Genomic DNA, 21,920 nt, shown 5'->3' with positions numbered 1-21,920 from the left:
CAGGAGGAATCTTTGTCGGGGGCGGGATGACGTGCTTCGCAACGCGGGCGCAGGGAAGCGCCCGCGCGTCGCGATCAGTCTTCCAGTTCCATGTTGATGGCGAGCGAGCGGATTTCCTTCACCAGCACGTTGAAGGATTCCGGCATGCCCGCGACCATCTCGTGGGCGCCATCGACGATGTTCTTGTACATCTGGTTGCGGCCCTGCACGTCGTCCGACTTGACCGTCAGCATTTCCTGCAGGGTGTGCGCCGCGCCGTAGGCTTCCAGCGCCCAGACTTCCATTTCACCGAAGCGCTGGCCGCCGAACTGCGCCTTGCCGCCCAGCGGCTGCTGGGTGACGAGCGAGTACGGACCGGTGGAACGGGCGTGCATCTTGTCGTCCACCAGGTGGTTCAGCTTCAGCATGTGCATGTAGCCGACCGTGGTGTGGCGGTCGAACGCCTCGCCGGTGCGGCCGTCGTACAGCTGGGTCTGGCCGCTGATCGGCAGGTCCGCGAGTTCGAGCATGTGCTTGATCTCGGTCTCCGCCGCGCCGTCGAACACCGGGGTGGCCATCGGCACGCCGTCGGTCAGGTTTTTGGCCAGCGCGATCAGTTCGGCATCGCTGAACTGGTCCAGGTCCACGCGGTCCTCGCCCAGCTTCTGGTCGTGGTTGTAGATCTGGGTCAGGAACTTGCGCAGGTCGGCGACCTTGGCCTGGGCTTCCAGCATGTTCTGGATCTTCTTGCCCAGTCCCTTCGCGGCCCAGCCCAGGTGCACTTCCAGTACCTGGCCGATGTTCATACGCGACGGCACGCCCAGCGGGTTCAGCACGATGTCCACCGTCTCGCCGTTGGCCATGTACGGCATGTCCTCGACCGGCACGATGGTCGACACGACGCCCTTGTTGCCATGACGGCCGGCCATCTTGTCGCCCGGCTGGATACGGCGCTTCACGGCCAGGTACACCTTGACCATCTTCAGCACGCCCGGGGCCAGGTCGTCGCCGGCGGTGATCTTGCCGCGCTTGTCGGCGAAGCGGCGCTCGAACTCCTTCTCGTGCGCCTGGATCTGCATCTGGGCGCGCTCGATGGCGTCGGAGGCGTCATCGTCCTTCATGCGCAGGGTGAACCACTCGGACTTCTTCAGCCCGTCCAGGTACGCGTCGGTGATCGCGTCGCCCTTCTTCAGGCCGGCCGGACCGCCGTTGGCCACCTTGCCGACCAGCTGCGAACGCAGGCGGGCGTAGATGGCGCCTTCCAGGATGCGGAACTGGTCGTCGAAGTCCTTCTTGACGCGCTTGATCTCGTTCTCCTCGATCTGGCGCGCGCGCTTGTCCTTCTCGATGCCGTCGCGGGTGAAGACCTGCACGTCGATGACGGTGCCGTCCATGCCCGGGGGCACGCGCAGCGAGCTGTCCTTCACGTCCGAGGCCTTCTCGCCGAAGATCGCGCGCAGCAGCTTCTCTTCCGGGGTCAGCTGGCTTTCGCCCTTCGGCGTGACCTTGCCCACCATGATGTCGCCGGCGCGCACTTCGGCGCCGATGTACACCACGCCGCTCTCGTCCAGGCGGTTCAGCGCCTGCTCGGAGACGTTCGGGATGTCGGCGGAGATTTCCTCCGGTCCCAGCTTGGTGTCGCGCGCGACGCAGGTCAGCTCTTCGATGTGGATCGTGGTGTAGCGATCCTCTTCCACCACGCGCTCGGAGAGCAGGATGGAGTCTTCGAAGTTGTAGCCGTTCCACGGCATGAACGCGATCAGCATGTTCTGGCCCAGCGCCAGCTCGCCGATGTCGGTCGACGGACCGTCGGCCAGCACGTCGCCGCGCGCCACCACGTCGCCCACGTTCACCAGCGGACGCTGGTTGATGCAGGTGTTCTGGTTGGAGCGCGTGTACTTGATCAACGAGTAGATGTCGACGCCGGCGTCGGTTTCGCCGGAGATCTCGCTCTCGTTGACCTTCACCACGATGCGGCCGGCGTCGATCTGCTCGACCACGCCGCCACGACGGGCGTTCACGGTCACGCCCGAGTCGCGCGCCACGGCGCGCTCGATGCCGGTACCGACCAGCGGCTTCTGCGCACGCAGCGTCGGCACGGCCTGGCGCTGCATGTTGGCGCCCATCAGTGCGCGGTTGGCGTCGTCGTGCTCCAGGAACGGCACCAGCGCCGCCGCGACCGACACGGTCTGCATCGGCGAGACGTCCATGTAGTGCACTTCGCTCGGCGGCTTCAGCAGCGATTCGCCCTGGTAGCGGCACGGCACGAACTGTTCGGTCAGGCGGCTCTTGGCGTCGTGCAGCGCGTTGGCCTGCGCGATGACGTACTCGTTCTCCTCGATCGCCGACAGGTACTCGATCTCGTCGGTGATCACGCCGTCCACGACCTTGCGGTACGGCGTCTCAAGGAAGCCGTAGCTGTTGGTGCGCGCATACACGGCCAGCGAGTTGATCAGGCCGATGTTCGGGCCTTCCGGCGTCTCGATGGTGCAGACGCGGCCGTAATGGGTCGGGTGCACGTCGCGCACTTCGAAGCCGGCACGCTCGCGGGTCAGGCCGCCCGGGCCGAGGGCCGAGACGCGACGCTTGTGTGTGACTTCCGACAGCGGGTTGTTCTGGTCCATGAACTGGGACAGCTGCGAGGAGCCGAAGAACTCCTTGATCGCGGCCGCCACCGGCTTGGCGTTGATCAGTTCCTGCGGGGTCAGGCCCTCGGACTCGGCCATCGACAGGCGCTCCTTCACGGCACGCTCGACGCGGACCAGGCCCACGCGGAAGACGTTCTCGGCCATTTCGCCGACCGAACGCACGCGGCGGTTGCCCAGGTGGTCGATGTCGTCGACGGTGCCGCGGCCGTTGCGGATCTCGGTCAGGACCTTGATGACGTCCAGGATGTCCGAGGTCTCGCCCAGGCTGGCGACCAGACGCTTGGCTTCTTCATCGTTGCGCGCGCCGAAGTACTTCTTGTCGTACAGCACGGCTTCGCCGGTGGTTTCCTTGCGGCCCACGCGACGGTTGAACTTCATGCGACCGACGTTCGACAGGTCGTAGCGCTCGAAGGTGAAGAACAGGTTGTGGAACAGGTTCTGCGCAGCGTCCTTGGTCGGCGGCTCGCCGGGACGCATCATGCGGTAGATCTCGACCAGCGCTTCCAGCTGCGTCTTGGTCGGGTCGATGCGCAGGGTGTTGGACAGGTACGGACCGCGGTCCAGGTCGTTGACCCACAGCGTGCCCACGGCATCCACGCCGGCCTTGCGGAACTTGGCCAGCTGGTCGTCGGTGATCTCGTCGTTGGCGGCGGCCAGCAGCTCGCCGGTGTTGGCGTCGATCACGTCGTGCGACAGGATGCGGCCCACCAGGTATTCGTCCGGCACGGCCAGGGCGGCGATGCCCGACTGCTCCAGCTGCTTCACGTGGCGCGCGGTGATGCGCTTGCCGGCTTCCACGATGACCTTGTCGCCGTCGGCCAGGTCGAAGTTCAGCGTCTCGCCGCGCAGGCGCTCGGCGACCAGTTCAAGCTGTACGCCTTCGGGCAGGATGTGGAACGTGTTGACGTCGAAGAACTCGTTGAGCATCTCCTCGTTGGAGTAGCCCAGGGCGCGCAGCAGGATCGAGACCGGCAGCTTGCGGCGGCGGTCGATACGGGTGAACAGCGCATCCTTCGGGTCGAACTCGAAGTCCAGCCACGAGCCGCGGTAGGGAATGATGCGGGCGCTGTACAGCAGCTTGCCCGAACTGTGCGTCTTGCCGCGGTCGTGGTCGAAGAACACGCCCGGCGAACGGTGCAGCTGCGAGACGATGACGCGCTCGGTGCCGTTGACGATGAAGGTGCCGTTGTCGGTCATGAGCGGAATCTCGCCCAGGTAGACCTCCTGCTCCTTCACGTACTTGATGGCCTTGGTGGACGACTCGCGGTCGTAGATCACCAGGCGCACGGTCACGCGCAGCGGGGCGCCGTAGCTCAGGCCGCGGTTGCGGCACTCGCGCTCGTCGAACACCGGCTCGCCCAGCTTGTAGCCGACGTATTCCAGCGCGGCGTTGCCGCTGTAGCTGGCGATCGGGAAGACCGACTTCAGCGCGGCGTGCAGGCCACGGTCCTCGCGCTTGGCGGGATCGGCATGCTCCTGCAGGAATTCGCGGTAGGAGTCGACCTGGATGGCCAGCAGGAACGGGACCTCGAGGATCGAGCGCTGCTTGCCGAAGTCCTTGCGGATGCGCTTCTTTTCGGTGAACGAATATGTCGTCATGTGACTGTGCCTTTGGCAGCGTGGGGCGCGCGTCCGCGACCGCACGGGGGACATTCTTTCGAACGGGGGAATTTTCAGTTGGAAGTCGCTGGTATTGCCGGCACCAGCACGCCCTCTGCTGCTACTTCCAACTACAAACTCGCGTTTACATCGCTACGTCTTGAAACGACCGAAGGCCAGGGGCTTTCGCCCCCGGCCTCGGGTTGTCGCCTGAGTGGACCGGCGACGGATACGGCTTACTTGACTTCGACGCTCGCACCAGCGGCTTCGAGGTCCTTCTTGAACTTCTCGGCATCTTCCTTCGACACGCCTTCCTTCAGGACGCCGCCGGCCTCGGTGAGGTCCTTGGCTTCCTTCAGGCCCAGGCCCGTGATGGCGCGGACGGCCTTGATGACGTCGACCTTCTTCGCACCGGCGTCCTTCAGGACGATGGTGAACTCGGTCTGCTCTTCGACCGGGGCGGCGGCAGCGGCCGGACCGGCAGCGGCGACGACCGGGGCGGCGGCGGAGACGCCGAACTTCTCTTCGATGGCCTTGACCAGCTCCATCACTTCCATCAGGGTCTTGCCGGCGATGGCGTCGACGATCTGTTCGTTGGAAAGGGACATTGTGTTTACCTTTGGAAATTATCTGGGATTAGGGTTCGTAGAACCGTAGAAGACGTCGGATCAGGCTTCGGCCGGGGCTTCGGCGGCGGCTTCCGCCGGCGCTTCGCCACCACCCTGCTTGTCGGCCACGGCCTTGACGGCGCGGGCGAACATCGAGGCCGGTTCGGCCAGCACACGGGCCAGCATGGCCAGGGCCTGGTCGCGGGTCGGCAGCGACGCCAGGACTTCCACATGGCTGGCCGGATACAGCTGGCCACCCACGGAGACGACCTTCGGCTGCAGCTTGTCGTTACCCTTGGCGAATTCCTTGATCAGGCGACCGGCAGCGCCGGGCTCCTCGGTCGAAAACGCATACAGCAGCGGACCGACGAGCTTGTCCTGGACAATCTCGAACTCGGTACCGACCACGGCACGCACGGCCAGCGTGTTCTTGACAACCTTCAAGTACACGCCGGTCTCGCGGGCCTTCTTGCGCATCGCGGTCATCTGACTGACCGTGGTGCCTGCGTATTCGGCGGCGACCAGGGAGTGCGCCTTGGCGGCGACGTCTGCCAGCTCGGCGACTACTTCTTGCTTCTGGGACAGATTGAGAGCCATACACTCCTCACTTATTGACTCCGCTCGCGACTCCTGCCGCTTGCGGTCCTGGACGGCACCCCTCCGTGGGTACCGGGGACACGGAGGTCCCGTCGGTGGCCTGTCTGACTGGCGACCTTGCGGTCGTGCTCCAGAAAACTTCCAGAAGGCGGCACCATCTGCGCAGGCGCATTCCCGGGGGAATGGATTAAGCGATCCCGCTAGCCACGACGGCGATTCCCTGCCAGCACGAGCTTCCCTGCCCGTCGTCGTTGCGCGCTGACCGCACCTGCGGTCTTTGACGGCTGTCGCTTGCACCGGCATCCCGGCCTGGGCGACTGCCCTCAAAATTTTTGCCGTCGTTCCCGCGAAGGCGGGAACCCAGCGACTTTGCTTTCTTCCAGTTGACTCAGACTTCGAGTCACTGGATCCCCGCCTTCGCGGGGATGACACGCCGGCAAAGGCGCTCGCGCGATGCGCGAGCGGCCGGCGCGTCACTTCAGGGACAGCGAGGACTGGTCGACGGTGACGCCGGGGCCCATGGTCGAGCTGACCGAGATCTTCTGCAGGTACTGGCCCTTCGAGGTGGCCGGCTTGGCCTTCACCAGGTCGATCAGCAGCGCCTGCAGGTTCGACTTCAGCGCTTCGTCGTCGAAGCTGGCCTTGCCGATGGTGCAGTGGATGATGCCGGCCTTGTCGGTGCGGTAGCGCACCTGGCCCGACTTGGCGTTCTTCACCGCCTCGGCCGGGTTCGGCGACACGGTGCCGACCTTCGGGTTCGGCATCAGGCCGCGCGGACCCAGGACCGTACCCAGCTTGCCGACCACGCGCATCGCGTCCGGCGTGGCGATGACCACGTCATAGTTGATGTCGCCGGCCAGCATCTTCTCGGCCAGGTCGTCCATGCCGACGGCTTCGGCGCCAGCGGCGGCGGCTTCGTCGGCCTTGGCGCCGGCCGGGGCGAACACCGCCACGCGGACCGACTTGCCGGTACCGGCCGGCAGCACGGTGGAACCGCGCACCTGCTGGTCGGACTTCTTGGCATCCACGCCCAGGCGCACGGCCACGTCGACGGACTCGACGAACTTGGCCTTGACCGCGGTCTTGACGATCTTCAGGGCCTCGTCAATGGCGTACGCCTTGCCGGGGGTCACGGCGGCCAGGATGGCCTTCTGTCGCTTGTTCTGTGCCATCTCTTAACCCTCTACCGTCAGGCCCATGGAGCGGGCCGAACCCGCGATCGTACGCACCGCCGCGTCCAGGTCGGCCGCGGTCAGGTCGGGTTCCTTCGCCTTGGCGATGTCCTCGAGCTGCTTGCGGGTGACCTTGCCCACCTTCTCGGTGTTCGGGCGCTTGGAGCCGGACGTGATGCCGACGGCCTTCTTCAGCAGGATCGTCGCCGGCGGCGTCTTGGTGATGAAGGTGAACGTACGGTCGGAATAGGCCGTGATGACCACCGGAATCGGCAGGCCCGGCTCCAGTTTCTGCGTGGCGGCGTTGAACGCCTTGCAGAACTCCATGATGTTCAGGCCGCGCTGCCCCAGCGCAGGACCGACCGGCGGCGAGGGGTTGGCCTGACCGGCCTTCACCTGCAGCTTGATGTAACCGACAACTTTCTTTGCCATCTGAGTACTCTCCGGGTGCTAGCGCCTGTGAAGGCTCCCCATCGGACCGGGAAAATCACGCGTCCCGGCATCGCGTATCTCGAATGCGCCGACGGCCGCCCGAAGGCGGCCACGGCCCCCGCCGACTCAGCCGTTCAGGGAGCCGCGCAGTATATCAGGCTTTCGGCAAGGCCGCCTGGGCGCCCCTGCCGACCGACTCAGGCCTTCTCGACCTGGCCGAACTCCAGCTCCACCGGGGTGGAGCGGCCGAAAATCAGCACCGCCACGCGCAGGCGGCTCTTTTCGTAGTTGACTTCCTCGACCACGCCGTTGAAGTCGTTGAACGGGCCGTCGGTGACGCGGACCATCTCGCCCGGCTCGAACAGGACCTTGGGCTTGGGCTTCTCGACGCCTTCCTGGACGCGATCCAGGATGGCCGCCGCTTCTTCGTCGCGGATCGGCAGCGGACGATCGGCGGTACCGCCGATGAAGCCGAGCACCTTGGAGGTGTCCTTCACCAGGTGCCAGCTCTCGTTGTCCATGCGCGGGATGCCACCCTCGTCATGGGTTTCGATCTGGACCAGCACGTAACCCGGGAAGAACTTGCGCTCGGAACGGCGCTTCTGGCCGGAGCGCATCTCCACGACCTCTTCGGTCGGGACCAGCACATCGCCGAACTTCTCCTGCATGCCATCGCGGACGATGCGGTCGCGCAACGCCTGCGCCACCGACTTCTCGAACCCGGAATAAGCATGGACGACATACCAGCGCTTCACTGAGCGACTCTCCTCAACGGCCAAAATTCAGGAACCACTCGATCAACGCCTGGATGGCGAAGTCGAAACCGGCCAGGATCAGGCTGAGCACGATCACCACGGCGATGACCACCCAGGTCGTCCGGGTGGCTTCCTCGCGCGTCGGCCACACCACCTTGCGCAGCTCGAAACGCGACTCGGCGAGGAATTCGCGGGTATCGCGCCCCTTGCCGGTCTGCAGGAACACCAGCGCACCCAGCACCAGGCCCGCGACCACCGCCAGCGAACGCAGCGGCGTGGCCCATTGACCGTTGAACCACCACCACGCGACCAGACCACCCACGACCAGCGCGAGCGCCAGGACGTACTTGGCGATGTCGGCCGCGGGCGTGCCGGCTTTGGATTGTTCGACCTTGCTGTTCAAGTCAGTTGTCGCTCTTTAGCTCGAGGGGAGCACGGCAGACCCGGACTCCGCAGGGAAGGAAGTGGCACGCCAGGAGGGACTCGAACCCCCAACCTGCGGTTTTGGAGACCGCTGCTCTGCCAATTGAGCTACTGGCGTATCGATTTGCTACAACCTTCCCTTAGACGGCGAAGGCGGACCGAGGTTCCGGCCCGCCCTTCGCGCTGTCCGGCGAACCCGTCGCCGGGACCGCCGGGGCCTTACTTGATGATCTTGGCCACCACGCCGGCGCCGACCGTACGGCCGCCCTCGCGGATCGCGAAGCGCAGGCCTTCGTCCATCGCCACCGGGTTGATCAGCGTGACCACCATCTTCACGTTGTCGCCCGGCATCACCATCTCCACGCCTTCCGGCAGCTGCACCGCACCGGTGATGTCGGTGGTGCGGAAGTAGAACTGCGGGCGGTAGCCCTTGAAGAACGGGGTGTGACGGCCGCCTTCGTCCTTGCTCAGCACGTAGACTTCGGCTTCGAACTCGGTGTGCGGGGTGATCGAACCCGGCTTGGCCAGCACCTGGCCACGCTCCACGTCGTCACGCTTGGTGCCGCGCAGCAGCAGACCGGCGTTGTCGCCCGCCTGACCCTGGTCCAGCAGCTTGCGGAACATTTCCACGCCCGTGACCGTGGTCTTCTGGGTCGGACGGATACCGACGATTTCGATTTCGTCGCCCACCTTGATGATGCCGCGCTCGATACGACCGGTCACCACGGTGCCGCGGCCGGAAATCGAGAACACGTCTTCCACCGGCATCAGGAACGGCTTGTCGACGTCACGCTCCGGGGTCGGGATCCAGGTATCCAGCGCGTCCACCAGCTTCAGGATCGCCGGCACGCCGATCTCGCTCTGGTCGCCTTCCAGCGCCAGACGGGCCGAGCCCGAGATGATCGGGGTGTCGTCGCCCGGGAACTCGTACTTGCTCAGCAGTTCGCGGACTTCCATCTCCACCAGCTCCAGCAGCTCGGCGTCGTCCACCATGTCGGCCTTGTTCAGGAACACGACGATGTACGGCACGCCCACCTGGCGCGACAGCAGGATGTGCTCACGCGTCTGCGGCATCGGGCCGTCGGCGGCCGAGCACACCAGGATCGCGCCGTCCATCTGCGCCGCACCGGTGATCATGTTCTTCACGTAGTCGGCGTGGCCCGGGCAGTCCACGTGCGCGTAGTGGCGCGTGGCCGATTCGTATTCCACGTGCGCCGTCGAAATCGTGATGCCGCGCGCCTTCTCTTCCGGCGCCGCGTCGATCGCGTCGTACGCCTTGAACTCGCCACCGAAACGCTCCGCGCCGATCTTCGTCAGCGCCGCCGTCAGCGTCGTCTTGCCGTGGTCAACGTGGCCAATCGTGCCCACGTTCACGTGCGGCTTGGTGCGTTCGAATTTACCCTTTGCCATGGCTGCTAGTTCTCGCGTGAATCGTCAATGGGAAGTGGTGCTCACGAATGGAATCGAACCATCGACCTCCTCCTTACCAAGGAGGTGCTCTACCGACTGAGCTACGTGAGCGTGAAACCTGTTCGTGTTGCCTGAACTTGCTGCAGACCCTGTACGGGCGTTCAGTGGAGCGGGAGACGGGAATCGAACCCGCACTAGTAGCTTGGAAGGCTACAGTTCTACCATTGAACTACTCCCGCACCGGGAGACCACTACAACTCGAAACAACAACGGAAAACTGGTGGAGGGAGGTGGATTCGAACCACCGAAGGCGTAAGCCAGCAGATTTACAGTCTGCCCCCGTTGGCCGCTTGGGTATCCCTCCGGTATCACCGGACTGACCAGGCCTGGCGGCCAAATCAAACCAGGGTGAAACAGCCCGAGATTTTGGCGTGTGCGGATGCGTCTGTCAACGCGCCCGACACATTTTTTTCTCAGACGTTGAACCGGAAGTGCAGAACGTCCCCCTCCTGGACCCGATACTCCTTGCCCTCCAGCCGCAGGCGGCCGGCATCGCGGGCTCCCGCTTCGCCCCGGTACTTGATGAAGTCGTCGAAGGCGATGGTTTCGGCGCGGATGAAGCCCTTTTCGAAATCGGTATGGATCACGGCCGCCGCCTGCGGCGCGGTGGAGCCCGCCCGGACGGTCCAGGCCCGGACTTCCTTCACGCCGGCGGTGAAGTAGGTCTGCAGGCCCAGCAGGGCGTAGGCGGCCCGGATCACCCGGTTCAGGCCCGGCTCGTCCAGCCCCAGATCGGCCAGGAAGGCGTCCCGGTCGGCGTCGTCCAGCTGGGACAGCTCTTCCTCGATGGCGGCCGACACCGGCACCACCTGAGCCCCCTCGGTCGCGGCGCGGGCACGCACGGCCTCCAAGTGCGGATTGTTCTCGAACCCGTCCTCCAGCACGTTGGCCACGTACATGACCGGCTTGAGGGTCAGCAGGAACAGGTCGCGGACCAGCGCCTTCTCCTCTTCGTCCAGCCCCAGCGCGCGCCCCGGCTTGCCGTCGTTCAGGCCGGCCTGCAGCTTCTGCAGCACGGGCTTGCGGGCGATGGCGTCCTTTTCCCCCGCCTTGGCCGAACGCTCGGCGCGGTTGAGCGCCTTTTCCACGCTCTCCAGGTCGGCCAGCGCCAGCTCGGTGTCGATGGTGTCGATGTCCGAGATCGGGTCGATCCGGTTGTTGACGTGGATGACGTCGTCGTTCTCGAAGCAGCGCACCACGTGGGTGATGGCATCGACCTCGCGGATGTGGGCCAGGAACTTGTTGCCCAGCCCCTCACCGCTGGCCGCACCCGCCACCAGGCCGGCGATGTCGACGAACTCGACCGCGGTCGGGATGACCTTCTGCGGGTTGATGATCTCGGCCAGCTGGTTGAGGCGCGGGTCCGGCACCGGCACCACGCCCACATTGGGCTCGATGGTGCAGAACGGGAAGTTGGCCGCGGCGATGCCCGCCTTGGTCAGCGCGTTGAACAGGGTCGACTTGCCGACGTTCGGCAGGCCGACGATGCCGCATTTGATGCCCATATTCGAGTAGTGAGTCGTGAGAAGTCAGGAGTGAGCGCACTGGCGCCCTCACTCCTCACTGCTCTCCACTCAGCCCTGCCTTGGGGTATGCAACCGCGTCATCGCATCCATGAAATTGCCCGACACCGCCAGCGGCAGCACGTCCAGCGCATCGTCGATGGCCCGCGCGATCAGGATCTCGTCGTCCTTGCCCGGCTTGCCCAGCACCCAGCTGGTCACCCGGTCCTTGTGGCCGGGATGGCCGATGCCGATGCGCAGCCGGTGGAACTTGCCATGACCCAGGTGCTGGATGGTGTCGCGCAACCCGTTCTGGCCGCCATGGCCGCCGTCGAACTTCAGCCTGGCTACACCGGGCGCCAGATCCAGCTCATCATGCGCCAGCAGCGCCTCTTCCGGCGCGATCTTCCAGAACCGCAGCGCCGCCACGACCGACTTGCCGCTCAGGTTCATGTAAGTGGCCGGCTTCAGCAGCCACACCGGCTGCCCGGCTACGACGACCTTGGCGGTCTCGCCGAACAGCTTGCTGTCCAGGCCGAAGCGCTCACCCTGCCGTTCCGCCAGGGCGTCGACAAAATGGAACCCGGCGTTGTGCCGGGTTCGGGCATGTTCGGCACCGGGATTACCCAGTCCGACGATGAGGCGCAGGCCTGCCATGGGGACGCATCGCGCACCCTCGCCCGCCGGAGCGGGCGAAGGCTCACGCGATTACTTGTCGTCCTTCTTGGCGACCTTGGCCGCCGGCACTTCGGCCGACTCCACCGGAGCTTCCTCGGCCTCTTCCTTGCCGTGCTTGGCGATCACGACGGCGACGTCGTGTTCCTTGCCCAGCTTCAGCTCGGGAATGACGACACCGGCCGGCAGCTTGATGTCTGACAGGTGGACCACCGCACCGATGGCCAGGTCGGCCAGGTCGATCTCGATGAACTCCGGCAGGTCCTTCGGCAGGCATTCGACGACGACTTCGTTCAGCTCGTGGGTGACCACGACCTCGGCGGACTTGCCGGCCGGCGACTTGTCCTCGTTGAGGAAGTGCAGCGGCACCGCGGTGCGCAGCGTCTCGTTCTCGTTCACGCGCTGGAAGTCCAGGTGCATGATCTGCTGCTTGAACGGGTGGCGCTGCATGTCACGCAGCAGCACCTTCTGGATGTCGCCATTGAGGCTCAGGTCCAGGATGGACGAGTAGAACCAGTCGTTCTGGCTGGCCAGCCACACTTCGTTGTGGTTCAGCTGGATGCTGACCGGATTGAGTTCGCCACCGTAGACGATGGCGGGCACCTGGCCGGCGTGACGGAGGCGGCGGCTCGCACCCTTACCCTCGTCCTCGCGGCGCTGCACCTTGATTTCATGCGTGTTTGCCATGTTTCTTCACTACCCAGGTTGTTGGATCGCCTTGCGGCGGCCCGATGAAGGCTCATCCGCGACCAGATGAACCAGAAAAGCCACGCCCCGATGAGCCGGCGCGCGGCGGAGACTCAATCCACGTACAGCGAACTGACCGATTCGCCGAAGGCGATGCGGCGGATCGTTTCCGCCAGCAGTTCCGCCACCGACAGCTGGCGGATCTTGCTGCAGCCCTGCGCCTGCGGCGAGAGCGGGATGGTGTCGGTGACGACGAGCTCGTCGAGCACCGAGTTGTTCAGGTTGTCCACCGCCGGGCCCGAGAGCACGGGATGGGTGCAGTACGCCGCCACCTTGTTGGCGCCGTGCTGCTTCAGCGCCGCGGCGGCGGCGCAGAGGGTGCCGGCGGTGTCGACGATGTCGTCCACCAGCACGCAGTCCTTGCCTTCCACGTCGCCGATGATGTTCATCACCGTGGCCACGTTGGCGCGCGGACGGCGCTTGTCGATGATCGCCAGGTCGGCGTCATCCAGGCGCTTGGCGACCGCGCGGGCGCGCACCACGCCACCCACGTCGGGCGACACGACCAGCAGGTTTTCCGTGCCGTAGGCGCGCCAAATGTCGGCCAGCAGCAGCGGGGAGGCGTACACGTTGTCGACCGGGATGTCGAAGAAACCCTGGATCTGGTCGGCGTGCAGATCGACCGTCAGCACGCGGTCGGCGCTCACCGCGCCGAACATCTTCGCCGCCACCTTCGCCGTGATCGGAACGCGCGAGGAGCGCATGCGGCGATCCTGGCGGGCGTAGCCGAAATACGGCACCACCGCGGTGACGCTGCTGGCCGATGCACGCTTCAGCGCGTCGATCAGCACCAGCAGTTCCACCAGGTTCTCGGCGCTCGGCGCGCAGGTCGGCTGCACGACGAACACTTCCTGCCGGCGGACGTTCTCCTGGATCTCGACCTGCACTTCTCCGTCGGAGAACCGGGACACCAGCGCCTTGCCGGGACGCACACCCAGTTCGCGACAGATGCTGTTGGCCAACGGCTTGTTGGCGTTGCCGGAGAACACAAGCAGGTTACGTTCGTCTTGCATGGGTCGTCTCGGCGGATGCGGCAGGACTGGATTGGCAGGGGCGGAAGGATTCGAACCTACGAATGCCGGGATCAAAACCCGGTGCCTTAACCACTTGGCGACGCCCCTAGGCGTTTTTCTCCGTTCCGCGGACCTGCGCCAGCGCATCCAGCAGCGGCGAGCGCGCCGCGCCCTCCACCACCCAGGCACGCAGCCCGGCCGGCAGGAGCGCCAGCGCAGCCTCGGCGGCGGCCCGGTCGGCGAACTCCACGAAGCAGCCGCCGCCGGAACCGGTCAAGCGTGGCGTACCGATGTGCGAAAGGGCCTGGAAGACCGCCTCGATGGCAGGCTCCCGGCGACGCACGACCGGCTCGAACGCGTTGCCGAGCAGTGATCCCGAAACGAAGTCCGATATTTTCGCGGGTGCAGCATCACGCGTCAAATCCGGGGACGCGAACAGCGCTGCGGTGGGCACGTGGACGTCCGGATCGACCAGCAGGTACCACGCCGGGGGCAGGTCCAGCGGGGTCAGGACCTCGCCCACGCCTTCCGCCCAGGCATTCTGGCCGCGGACGAAGACCGGAACGTCCGCCCCGAGCTGCAGGCCCAGCCCTGCCAGCCGGTCCGGGCCCAGCCCGCAGCCCCACAGATGATCCAGCGCCACCAGCACCGTCGCGGCGTCGGATGATCCGCCACCGAAGCCGCCCCCGGCCGGAATGCGTTTTTCGACGCCGATATCCGCACCTTGATCCGCTTTGGCGACTTTTTGCAGAAGTTTGGCAGCCTTGATGACCAGATCGTCATCCTCGGCCACACCGGGGACTGAGGCTCCGACCCGTCGGATCGCCCCGTCGGGACGGGGACGCAGGTGGATGTGGTCACCCCACGCCAGCAGCCGGAACACGGTCTGCAACAGGTGGTAGCCATCGGCCCGCCGGCCGGTGATCTGAAGCGCGAGGTTGAGCTTGGCAGGGGCCGGCCACGTGGACCAGCCTTCTTCGGCGGGAAACAGGCTCACTGCGGCGCCATCTGCCACTGATCGACGGCAAGCTTCACCGCCGCGCCGTCGCGACGCGCCTCCACCCGGCGAGGCAGGACGGGGCGCGCGCCCTCGGCCGGAAACCAGTCAAGGTAGTCGACGCGCCAGCCATGCTGCGACAGGGCGCGCAGGCGGCCCTCGGTGTCGTACTCCAGCCCTTCCACGCCCGCGGCTGGGTCGGCCAGGCCGCGCGCCCAGTGCACCATCGAGGCCACGGGGATATCCCAGCCGGTAGCCTGCCTCAACAGGTCCGCCGCGTTGCTGCCTTCACGGGTTCCGCCCTCCAGCCCTTCCAGACGGCCCGCACCGGTCTGCAGATCGCCGGCCAGGCGCCAGCTCTGGCGGGTGACCGGCGCACTGAGGGCAACCTCGTAGCGGGCGTCGGCCTGCTCCCAATCGATGCGGCCGCTGCCGCCCTTGCCGTTGGCGCTGACGGCCACCCGCCCGGAGAACGACCAGTCCGCCTGCGAAGCCAGCCATGCCGCCCGTGTGGCCTGCGACGCCTGCGCGGCCGCGAGCGCTTCCGGATCGCGCAGGACCGGCGAGTCCACGGCCGGTCCGCGCGTGGCGCAGCCTGCCAACGACAGGGCCACAAGCCCCGCCCACAGCATTCCTGAAACCTTCATGCGCCCGTCTTCTCCAGCGCCCGCTGCAGCGAGCGGTTGTCGGGATCGATCTTGCGCGCCTCCTCGAAGAACCGGCGCGCCTCATCCTTCTGCCCCATCACCCACAGTACCTCCGCGACATGCGCGGCGATCTCGGCGTCCTTCTGCAGGGTGAAAGCCCGGCGCAGTTCCACCAGCGCCTCGGCGTTGCGCCCCAATCGATAGAGGACCCAGCCGTAGCTGTCGATGATCGCCGCATCCTCGGGCGCGGCGGCGCGGGCGCGATCGATCAGCTCCAGCGCCTCCTGGTAGCGCGTGGTGCGGTCGGCCAGCGTATAGCCCAATGCATTGAGCGCGGCGACGTTGTCCGGCTCGATCACCAGTATCCGGCGGAAATCGGCTTCGGCATGGTCGATGCGGTCGCGGCGCTCCCACGCCAGGCCGCGCGAATACAGCAGCGCCAGATCGTCGGGATAGGCGGCCAGCCCACGCGCGAAGACCTCCAGTTCGCCCGCGTCCTGCCGGTCCTCGTGGCGCAGCTCGGCTTCCATCAGATAGGCGTCGCGACGGGTCCCGTCGCCGACCTCGGCATCGGCCTGGAGCCGTCGCGCCTCGGCGAAGGCTTCGTCCTTGCGCTCCAGGTCGAACAGAGTCTTGATCGCCCTCAGGCGCGCCTCGGCGCGCTGTTCGCCGGCAGGCACGCTGCGGTACCACGTCAGCGCTTCCTCGCGCCGCTCGAGGAACTCGGCCATCTGGCCCAGCAGCAGGCGACGTTCCGGGCTGTAGGCCGTCGCCGGGTCCTTCCCGGTGGACGCCCGCTTCAACTCTTCATACAACGCATCCAGTGCCTGCTTGTCGTCGGCCTTGGCCAGCAGCTGCGCCCGCAGGCCGTAGGTCAGGGTGTCCTGCGGACCCTGCCCCATGGCCCGCGAGGCCGCCGCCGGGTCACCCAGCCGGTCGTACTCTTCCGCCAGCTTGAGGCGCAGCGCCGCATCGCCCGCCGCCTTCGGCAGCAGACCGTCCAGCACCGTTTTCGCTTCGTCCTTGCGGCCGGCCTGCTGCAACTGGCTGGCCTGCAGCAGGGCCACCTGCGGCTCACCGGAGAAGCGCTTCACCACGTTGGCCACCATGCGCTCGGCCAGCACCGGCTGGTCCATCTGCTGGGCCAGCCCGGTAAACGCCAGCCAGGCCTGCAGGGTGTCGGGGATGGCGCCCTGGTCGACCAGCTCCCGCAGCAACCGCGGCGGCAGTTCCGGATCCTTGCCTCCGCTGGCCAGCGCGGTGAGCGCATACCGCCAGCCCAGTTCGTCCGGATCCTGCATCAGACCGGCCAGCTCCCGGCGGGCCTGGCGGCCCTGCCCCTGGCGCAGGGCCAGCGTGGCTTCGGCGCCCCGCAGGGCCAGCGTGCGCGGCGATCTGGCCCGCCACAGCTTCAGTGCCTCGGCAGCGCGCGCATCGTCCTTCGCCAGCAGGGCGATGCGTGTGGCGCGCTCGGCGAGGCCGGCATCGTCGTCCCGCCGGGCCGCATCCAGGTACCAGCGCGCCGCATCGGGCAACTGGCCGGCCTGCAGGGCGAACTCGCCAGCCATGACCGTGGTCAGCGCATCGTCCTTCGGATCGACGGGACGCGTGGACGGGGCGGCCAGCGCCACAGGTGCCAGGGCCACCAGCGCCAGTATCGCCAGACGGGTACCAATCATTTCGGGCATGAAACTCACGTGGGCCGTAAAATGGCGGCCCTGATGAGCCAGCAGCTTACTGCAAGCACCTGAACGATGACGTTGTGGGTCCTCGGATTGAACCACCAGACCGCGCCGGTCGACCTGCGCGAACGGGTGGCGTTCGACGCCGGCACGGTGCCGCATGCGTTGTCGTCGCTGCGCGCATTGCCGGACGTGGCCGAGGCCGCCCTGCTGTCCACCTGCAACCGCACCGAACTCTACGCCGTGGCCGAGGATGGCGACGTGCTGTCCAGCTGGCTGGCCACCCATGCCGAAGGCCTGGAAGGCTATCTGTACCGGCATCGCGACGCCGATGCGGTGCGCCACCTGTTCCGGGTGGCCACCGGCCTGGATTCGATGGTGCTGGGCGAACCGCAGATCCTCGGCCAGGTGAAGGACGCCTGGGCCACGGCGCGCGAGCACGGCGCGCTCGGCAACCGTCTGGACCGGCTGTTCCAGCAGACCTTCGCCGTGGCCAAGCGTGCGCGCACCGATACGCGGGTGGGCGCGAACCCGGTCTCGGTCGCCTCCACCGCCGTGCGCCTGGCGCAGAACTCCTTCGCCCGCCTCAGCGAATCCACGGTGCTGCTGGTCGGCGCCGGGGAAACCATCGAACTGGCCGCCAAGCATCTCAGCGAAGGACGCGTGCGCCGGCTGCTGGTGGCCAACCGCACGCTCGCGCATGCGCAGGAACTGGCCAGCCGCCACGGCGGCTATGCCCTGCCGCTGGCCGAACTGGACCGCCACCTGGCCGAGGCCGACGTGGTGTTCTCCGCCACCGCCGCGCGCGAGCCGGTGGTGCGCCACGCGCAGGTCGCCGCTGCGCTCGCCGCGCGCAGGCACAAGCCGATGCTGCTGTTCGACCTGGCCGTGCCGCGCGATATCGACGCCTCGGTGGCGGACCTGCGCGATGCCTACCTGTACACCGTCGACGACCTGGAGCGCGCGGTCGAGGACAACCGGCGCAGCCGGCGCGAAGCCGCCGATGCGGCCGAAGCCATCATCGACGTGCAGGTGGGCCGGTTCATGGAAAGCCTGCGCGCCGGCGCGCGCACCGAGCCGCTCAAGCGCCTGCGCGCCCTGGGCGAGGCGACGCGCGAGGACGTGCTGGCCAAGGCACGCCAGCAACTGGCGAATGGGCGTGAACCGGAACAGGTGCTCGACTTCCTGGCCCACACGCTGACCAACCGGCTGCTGCACCCACCGACGGCCGCCCTGCGCGAGGCCGCGCTGAACGGCGACGCCGACCTCGCCCGCGCCGCCGACCGCCTGTTCCCGGCCCAGCCGCCCTATTCCCACCTGAAGAAAGACGATGACGCCAACGCTGCGCCGTAAGCTGGAAGCGCTGGCCGAACGCCGGGAAGAACTCGAACGCCTGCTCGCCGACCCGGACGTGATCGGCGATGGCGACCGCTTCCGCGCGTTTTCGCGCGAGTTCGCCCAACTGGAACCGCTCGCCACCGCGATGGCGGAGGAAAAGCGTGCCCGGGCCGACCTGACCGCGGCGCAGGCGATGCGCGACGACCCCGAGCTGGCCGAACTGGCCGACGAGGAGATCACCGCCGCGCAACAGCGGCTGGCGCAGCTGGACGAACAGCTGATGCTGTTGCTGCTGCCCAAGGACAGCCGCGACGAGGGCAACCTGTTCCTCGAAGTGCGCGCCGGCACGGGTGGCGACGAAGCGGCGATCTTCGCCGGCGACCTGTTCCGCATGTATGCGCGCTATGCCGAACGCCAGGGCTGGAAGGTGGAGATCGAATCCGACAGCCCCGGCGAGCACGGCGGCTACAAGGAAATCGTCGCCCGCATCGTCGGCCGCGGTGCGTACTCGAAGCTGAAGTTCGAGTCGGGCACCCACCGCGTGCAGCGCGTGCCGGAGACCGAATCGCAGGGCCGCATCCACACCTCGGCCGCCACGGTGGCGATCATCCCGGACGTGGACGACGTGGACGAGATCGTCATCAACCCGGCCGACCTGAAGGTCGACACCTTCCGTTCCTCCGGCGCCGGTGGCCAGCACGTCAACAAGACCGAGTCGGCCATCCGCATCACCCACGTGCCGACCGGCGTGGTGGTGGAGTGCCAGACCGAGCGCAGCCAGCACGCCAACCGCGACAAGGCGATGAAGCGGCTGAAGGCGCAGCTGCTCGACGCCGAGCGCAGCAGGCAGCAGGCCGCGCAGGCCGAATCGCGCAAGCTGCAGGTGGGCAGTGGCGATCGCAGCCAGCGCATCCGCACCTACAACTTCCCGCAGGGCCGCATCACCGATCACCGCGTGGAAGGGCTCACCCTGTACGACCTGCCCAACGTCATCCAGGGCGACCTGGACGCACTGATCGACCGCCTTGCCCGCGAGCATCTCGCCGACGAGCTGGCCCGCCTGACGGAGCCCGCATGACGCTCACCGTTGTCCGCCGCGCGGGCCTGAACCACCTGGACGTCGTCGCGCACCTGTTCGACCTGTACCGGATGTTCTATGGCCAGTCGAGCGATCCATCGCTGGCGCGCGCGTTCATCCGGGCCAGGATGGAACGCGACGAATCGGTGGTCCTGCTGGCCTGGCGCGACGAGCAGGCCGTCGGCTTCGTCCAGCTGTACCCTGCGTTCTCTTCGGTCAGTGCGTCCCGCACGTGGATCCTCAACGATCTGCTGGTGGTGCCCGAAGCCCGCCGGCTGGGCGTGGCGCGTGCCCTGCTGTCCGCCGCCGCCGACTTCGCCCGCGACGACGGCGCACTGCGGCTGGAACTGGAAACCGACCACGACAACCACGGCGCGCAGGCTCTGTACCGTGACATGGGCTGGACGCTGTACGACGGCACACTGCGCTACCGCCTGCCGCTCCGCTGACGCACGATTGCGCTACGCTGCGCGGCATGAGCCATGCCGACGACCTGATCCCGTTGCACCTCTGCGTGCTGACCGTTTCCGACAGCCGCACCCTGGCCGAAGACCGTTCCGGCGACTACCTGGCCGAAGCACTCGCCCACGAAGGCCACCACCTGCATGCCCGCGCCCTGCTGCCCGACGACCGCTACCGCCTGCGTGCGCAGGTCTCGCAGTGGATCGCCGATCCAGCCGTGGACGGCATCCTGGTGACCGGCGGCACCGGCTTCACGGGTCGCGATTCCACGCCCGAAGCGCTGCTGCCGTTGCTGGACAAGGACATGCCGGGCTTCGGCGAACTGTTCCGGCAGATCAGCTTCGACGAGATCGGTACCTCCTCGCTGCAGTCTCGCGCCTTCGCCGGGCTGGCCAACCAGACCTTCCTGTTCTGCCTGCCCGGCTCCACCTCGGCCTGCCGCACGGCGTGGGAAAAGATCATCCGCGCGCAGCTCGACGCGCGCACCCGGCCCTGCAACCTCGCCACGCTGCGTCCCCGCCTGAAGGAATGAGCCAGGAGAGCTCCACATGTCGCTCGATGCCACCCTGCGTCTGCTCACCAAGGCCAGCGGCCTGACCGCCGCCGACCTGGCCGCCGCCATCCCGCGGGCCGGCGTATCCACCGTCAAGGCCTGGCTGGCCGGCGAAAAAATGCCCGGCAGCGAGCAGCTCAACGCCCTCGCCCGCGCGTTCGGCGTGCCGGCCGGCGCACTGCTGTCGGAACTGGCCTCCACGCTGGACCCGGCGCGCACGCAGGGCGAGCACGACCTGCTCGCCGCCTATCGCGCCCTGAACACCCGCCAGCAGGGCGCGTTGCTGGAAGTCGCCCGCGGCATGGCCGGCCAGGCCGCGCGCCGCAAACGCTGAACCTCCCACCGCCGCACAGGACGACGCGATGAAACCGCTCAAGCGCAAGGACTACGAAGCCCGCCTGAAACCCCTGCAGCTGGAACTGGCGGCGATGGCCCGCTGGGCCTCGCATTGCGGCGCGCGCATCGTGGTGGTGGTGGAAGGGCGCGACACCGCCGGCAAGGGCGGCGCCATCGGCGCCATCACCGAACACCTCAACCCGCGCCAATGCCGCGTGGTGGCGTTACCCAAGCCCAGCGAACGCGAAGCCACGCAGTGGTATTTCCAGCGCTACATCGCGCACCTGCCGGCCGCGGGCGAGATCGTGCTGTTCGACCGCAGCTGGTACAACCGCGCCGGCGTCGAGAAGGTGATGGGCTACTGCACTGACGAGCAGTACCAGCGCTTCCTGCAGCAGGCACCGGTATTCGAACGCGGCATCACCGACGATGGCATCCTGCTGTTCAAGTACTGGTTGTGCGTGGACCAGGCCCAGCAGGAAGAGCGCTTCGCCGAGCGTGCGGACGAACCCCTGAAAAGCTGGAAGCTGTCGCCGATCGACCTGAAGGCGCGCGAGAAGTACGCCGACTACACGGCGGCGCGCGAGGCGATGCTCAAGGCCACGCACACGGCCAACGCCCCGTGGACGCTGGTGGACTTCAACGACCAGCGCGTCGGTCGCCTCACGATGATCCGCGACCTGCTGGACCGCCTGCCCGACACCCGTGTACCGGTGGAACCGCTGGGCCTGCCGCCGCTGCGCGGCAAGCTGCACAAGGAGCGCTACGGTGTGCTCAAGCCGATCAAGCCGCAGCGCGGCGGCTGACGATGCGCCTGCCCTTCATGGCCGCGGTGTGGCTGGCGGCGACGCCTGCGCTGGCGCAAGACCCCACCGGCGCGGAAGACCCGTCGGCGACCACCCTGGAAACGCTGACCGTCCGGCCCGAGCCGGAGGAAGTCGTGGACCTGTACCGCTTCCGCAATCCCATCGAGGTCGAACCCGGCACGTTCGAACGCAGCTGGCGCGAACCGACCAGCCTTGAGCAGTTGGGCAAGAACGGGGGCATCGTGCCGGTGCTCGCCGGCCTGGCCGCCAAGGGCATCCAGGCCGGCGCACGCAAGATCCCCGGCTGGAAGGAACCCAGGCAGGCGGTGGTCGCGCGACCGCCGCCGCTGGATGAAGTCCAGACCGCACGCGCGCTGCGACTGCACGAAGCGGGGGAATGA

General features: G+C 67.1%; 22 protein-coding genes and 5 tRNA genes. 7 read left to right on the top strand and 20 right to left on the bottom strand.

The window, feature by feature from the left end:
- Positions 1 to 74 precede the first annotated feature (74 nt).
- The 20 genes from rpoB to IAE60_RS08365 form a co-directional block, all read right to left on the bottom strand.
- Positions 75 to 4,226 (bottom strand): DNA-directed RNA polymerase subunit beta, encoded by a 4,152-nt coding sequence (rpoB, locus tag IAE60_RS08460; protein WP_185895429.1) that lies wholly within the window; start codon positions 4,224 to 4,226, stop codon positions 75 to 77.
- A 236-nt stretch (positions 4,227 to 4,462) separates the two neighbouring features.
- Positions 4,463 to 4,834: a 50S ribosomal protein L7/L12 gene (rplL, locus tag IAE60_RS08455; protein WP_142126299.1), complete on the bottom strand. Its 372-nt coding sequence runs from the start codon at positions 4,832 to 4,834 to the stop codon at positions 4,463 to 4,465.
- A gap of 60 nt (positions 4,835 to 4,894) precedes the next feature.
- The gene (rplJ, locus tag IAE60_RS08450; protein ID WP_187574527.1) at positions 4,895 to 5,431 is read right to left on the bottom strand and encodes a 50S ribosomal protein L10; all 537 of its coding nucleotides are present in this window, start codon (positions 5,429 to 5,431) and stop codon (positions 4,895 to 4,897) included.
- A 473-nt stretch (positions 5,432 to 5,904) separates the two neighbouring features.
- The gene (gene rplA, locus IAE60_RS08445; RefSeq protein ID WP_162109798.1) at positions 5,905 to 6,603 is read right to left on the bottom strand and encodes a 50S ribosomal protein L1; all 699 of its coding nucleotides are present in this window, start codon (positions 6,601 to 6,603) and stop codon (positions 5,905 to 5,907) included.
- 3 nt (positions 6,604 to 6,606) lie between these two features.
- Complete coding sequence (gene rplK / locus IAE60_RS08440) at positions 6,607 to 7,035, bottom strand: 50S ribosomal protein L11 (RefSeq protein ID WP_162109799.1); 429 nt, start codon at positions 7,033 to 7,035, stop codon at positions 6,607 to 6,609.
- 197 nt (positions 7,036 to 7,232) lie between these two features.
- Positions 7,233 to 7,790, bottom strand: a complete 558-nt coding sequence (gene nusG / locus IAE60_RS08435) for a transcription termination/antitermination protein NusG (protein ID WP_162109800.1) — start codon at positions 7,788 to 7,790, stop codon at positions 7,233 to 7,235.
- A gap of 13 nt (positions 7,791 to 7,803) precedes the next feature.
- The gene (gene secE, locus IAE60_RS08430) at positions 7,804 to 8,193 is read right to left on the bottom strand and encodes a preprotein translocase subunit SecE (RefSeq protein WP_162109801.1); all 390 of its coding nucleotides are present in this window, start codon (positions 8,191 to 8,193) and stop codon (positions 7,804 to 7,806) included.
- A 62-nt stretch (positions 8,194 to 8,255) separates the two neighbouring features.
- Positions 8,256 to 8,331, bottom strand: a tRNA-Trp gene (locus IAE60_RS08425).
- Positions 8,332 to 8,432: 101 nt separating this feature from the next.
- Positions 8,433 to 9,623 (bottom strand): elongation factor Tu, encoded by a 1,191-nt coding sequence (gene tuf / locus IAE60_RS08420; protein WP_162109794.1) that lies wholly within the window; start codon positions 9,621 to 9,623, stop codon positions 8,433 to 8,435.
- A gap of 35 nt (positions 9,624 to 9,658) precedes the next feature.
- Positions 9,659 to 9,734: transfer RNA gene (locus tag IAE60_RS08415), tRNA-Thr, on the bottom strand.
- 54 nt (positions 9,735 to 9,788) lie between these two features.
- Positions 9,789 to 9,862: transfer RNA gene (locus IAE60_RS08410), tRNA-Gly, on the bottom strand.
- Positions 9,863 to 9,901: 39 nt separating this feature from the next.
- Positions 9,902 to 9,987, bottom strand: a tRNA-Tyr gene (locus IAE60_RS08405).
- 109 nt (positions 9,988 to 10,096) lie between these two features.
- Entirely contained in the window at positions 10,097 to 11,188 is a 1,092-nt protein-coding gene (gene ychF, locus IAE60_RS08400) for a redox-regulated ATPase YchF (protein WP_187574526.1), read from the bottom strand.
- Between the two features lie 69 nt (positions 11,189 to 11,257).
- A complete protein-coding gene (gene pth, locus IAE60_RS08395; protein WP_187574525.1) occupies positions 11,258 to 11,842 on the bottom strand; it encodes an aminoacyl-tRNA hydrolase in 585 nt (194 codons plus the stop codon).
- Between the two features lie 51 nt (positions 11,843 to 11,893).
- Positions 11,894 to 12,547 carry a 50S ribosomal protein L25/general stress protein Ctc gene (locus tag IAE60_RS08390; protein WP_162110389.1) on the bottom strand — a complete coding sequence of 218 codons (654 nt, stop codon included), beginning with the start codon at positions 12,545 to 12,547 and terminating at the stop codon, positions 11,894 to 11,896.
- Between the two features lie 113 nt (positions 12,548 to 12,660).
- Positions 12,661 to 13,620 carry a ribose-phosphate diphosphokinase gene (locus tag IAE60_RS08385; RefSeq protein WP_055940747.1) on the bottom strand — a complete coding sequence of 320 codons (960 nt, stop codon included), beginning with the start codon at positions 13,618 to 13,620 and terminating at the stop codon, positions 12,661 to 12,663.
- Positions 13,621 to 13,652: 32 nt separating this feature from the next.
- A tRNA-Gln gene (locus tag IAE60_RS08380) sits at positions 13,653 to 13,728 on the bottom strand.
- Positions 13,727 to 14,611: a 4-(cytidine 5'-diphospho)-2-C-methyl-D-erythritol kinase gene (gene ispE, locus IAE60_RS08375; RefSeq protein ID WP_187574707.1), complete on the bottom strand. Its 885-nt coding sequence runs from the start codon at positions 14,609 to 14,611 to the stop codon at positions 13,727 to 13,729. The genes IAE60_RS08380 and ispE overlap by 2 nt, the downstream gene beginning before the upstream one ends.
- Positions 14,612 to 14,613: 2 nt before the next feature.
- Positions 14,614 to 15,264, bottom strand: a complete 651-nt coding sequence (gene lolB / locus IAE60_RS08370; protein ID WP_187574524.1) for a lipoprotein insertase outer membrane protein LolB — start codon at positions 15,262 to 15,264, stop codon at positions 14,614 to 14,616.
- Positions 15,261 to 16,952 (bottom strand): tetratricopeptide repeat protein, encoded by a 1,692-nt coding sequence (locus IAE60_RS08365; RefSeq protein ID WP_187574523.1) that lies wholly within the window; start codon positions 16,950 to 16,952, stop codon positions 15,261 to 15,263. The genes lolB and IAE60_RS08365 overlap by 4 nt, the downstream gene beginning before the upstream one ends.
- Before the next feature lie 66 nt (positions 16,953 to 17,018).
- On the opposite strand from IAE60_RS08365, the gene hemA reads away from it, so the two are divergent.
- Genes hemA through IAE60_RS08330 form a run of 7 tightly spaced genes read left to right on the top strand, consistent with a single transcriptional unit; the run spans position 17,019 to position 21,920 of the window.
- Entirely contained in the window at positions 17,019 to 18,299 is a 1,281-nt protein-coding gene (gene hemA, locus IAE60_RS08360) for a glutamyl-tRNA reductase (RefSeq protein WP_187574522.1), read from the top strand.
- Positions 18,277 to 19,362, top strand: coding sequence for a peptide chain release factor 1 (gene prfA / locus IAE60_RS08355; protein ID WP_187574521.1), 1,086 nt, complete (start codon positions 18,277 to 18,279; stop codon positions 19,360 to 19,362). The genes hemA and prfA overlap by 23 nt, the downstream gene beginning before the upstream one ends.
- Positions 19,359 to 19,811 carry a GNAT family N-acetyltransferase gene (locus IAE60_RS08350; RefSeq protein ID WP_187574520.1) on the top strand — a complete coding sequence of 151 codons (453 nt, stop codon included), beginning with the start codon at positions 19,359 to 19,361 and terminating at the stop codon, positions 19,809 to 19,811. Before prfA ends, IAE60_RS08350 begins: the two co-directional genes overlap by 4 nt.
- 26 nt (positions 19,812 to 19,837) lie before the next feature.
- Positions 19,838 to 20,356: a molybdenum cofactor biosynthesis protein B gene (moaB, locus tag IAE60_RS08345; protein ID WP_187574519.1), complete on the top strand. Its 519-nt coding sequence runs from the start codon at positions 19,838 to 19,840 to the stop codon at positions 20,354 to 20,356.
- A gap of 16 nt (positions 20,357 to 20,372) precedes the next feature.
- Positions 20,373 to 20,711 (top strand): helix-turn-helix domain-containing protein, encoded by a 339-nt coding sequence (locus IAE60_RS08340; protein ID WP_162110397.1) that lies wholly within the window; start codon positions 20,373 to 20,375, stop codon positions 20,709 to 20,711.
- 28 nt (positions 20,712 to 20,739) lie between these two features.
- Positions 20,740 to 21,519: a polyphosphate kinase 2 gene (ppk2, locus tag IAE60_RS08335; RefSeq protein WP_187574518.1), complete on the top strand. Its 780-nt coding sequence runs from the start codon at positions 20,740 to 20,742 to the stop codon at positions 21,517 to 21,519.
- A 2-nt stretch (positions 21,520 to 21,521) separates the two neighbouring features.
- Entirely contained in the window at positions 21,522 to 21,920 is a 399-nt protein-coding gene (locus IAE60_RS08330; RefSeq protein WP_187574517.1) for a hypothetical protein, read from the top strand.

Origin of the sequence: Pseudoxanthomonas mexicana, assembly GCF_014397415.1 — a bacterium.
Classification (GTDB): domain Bacteria; phylum Pseudomonadota; class Gammaproteobacteria; order Xanthomonadales; family Xanthomonadaceae; genus Pseudoxanthomonas_A; species Pseudoxanthomonas_A mexicana.
Note: the sequence above shows the minus strand (reverse complement) of the source record. Positions and strands in the feature narration are given on the sequence as shown.

What these genes read in the sequence shown, in the direction of transcription:
- rpoB (WP_185895429.1), bottom strand. Translation starts at nt 4,226, where the DNA reads ATGACGACATATTCGTTCACCGAAAAGAAGCGCATCCGCAAGGACTTC.
- prfA (WP_187574521.1), top strand. Translation starts at nt 18,277, where the DNA reads ATGACGCCAACGCTGCGCCGTAAGCTGGAAGCGCTGGCCGAACGCCGG.
- rplL (WP_142126299.1), bottom strand. Translation starts at nt 4,834, where the DNA reads ATGTCCCTTTCCAACGAACAGATCGTCGACGCCATCGCCGGCAAGACC.
- rplK (WP_162109799.1), bottom strand. Translation starts at nt 7,035, where the DNA reads ATGGCAAAGAAAGTTGTCGGTTACATCAAGCTGCAGGTGAAGGCCGGT.
- IAE60_RS08365 (WP_187574523.1), bottom strand. Translation starts at nt 16,952, where the DNA reads ATGCCCGAAATGATTGGTACCCGTCTGGCGATACTGGCGCTGGTGGCC.
- rplA (WP_162109798.1), bottom strand. Translation starts at nt 6,603, where the DNA reads ATGGCACAGAACAAGCGACAGAAGGCCATCCTGGCCGCCGTGACCCCC.
- ychF (WP_187574526.1), bottom strand. Translation starts at nt 11,188, where the DNA reads ATGGGCATCAAATGCGGCATCGTCGGCCTGCCGAACGTCGGCAAGTCG.
- pth (WP_187574525.1), bottom strand. Translation starts at nt 11,842, where the DNA reads ATGGCAGGCCTGCGCCTCATCGTCGGACTGGGTAATCCCGGTGCCGAA.
- rplJ (WP_187574527.1), bottom strand. Translation starts at nt 5,431, where the DNA reads ATGGCTCTCAATCTGTCCCAGAAGCAAGAAGTAGTCGCCGAGCTGGCA.
- moaB (WP_187574519.1), top strand. Translation starts at nt 19,838, where the DNA reads ATGAGCCATGCCGACGACCTGATCCCGTTGCACCTCTGCGTGCTGACC.
- lolB (WP_187574524.1), bottom strand. Translation starts at nt 15,264, where the DNA reads ATGAAGGTTTCAGGAATGCTGTGGGCGGGGCTTGTGGCCCTGTCGTTG.
- IAE60_RS08330 (WP_187574517.1), top strand. Translation starts at nt 21,522, where the DNA reads ATGCGCCTGCCCTTCATGGCCGCGGTGTGGCTGGCGGCGACGCCTGCG.
- IAE60_RS08350 (WP_187574520.1), top strand. Translation starts at nt 19,359, where the DNA reads ATGACGCTCACCGTTGTCCGCCGCGCGGGCCTGAACCACCTGGACGTC.
- IAE60_RS08385 (WP_055940747.1), bottom strand. Translation starts at nt 13,620, where the DNA reads ATGCAAGACGAACGTAACCTGCTTGTGTTCTCCGGCAACGCCAACAAG.
- ppk2 (WP_187574518.1), top strand. Translation starts at nt 20,740, where the DNA reads ATGAAACCGCTCAAGCGCAAGGACTACGAAGCCCGCCTGAAACCCCTG.
- IAE60_RS08340 (WP_162110397.1), top strand. Translation starts at nt 20,373, where the DNA reads ATGTCGCTCGATGCCACCCTGCGTCTGCTCACCAAGGCCAGCGGCCTG.
- hemA (WP_187574522.1), top strand. Translation starts at nt 17,019, where the DNA reads ATGACGTTGTGGGTCCTCGGATTGAACCACCAGACCGCGCCGGTCGAC.
- IAE60_RS08390 (WP_162110389.1), bottom strand. Translation starts at nt 12,547, where the DNA reads ATGGCAAACACGCATGAAATCAAGGTGCAGCGCCGCGAGGACGAGGGT.
- tuf (WP_162109794.1), bottom strand. Translation starts at nt 9,623, where the DNA reads ATGGCAAAGGGTAAATTCGAACGCACCAAGCCGCACGTGAACGTGGGC.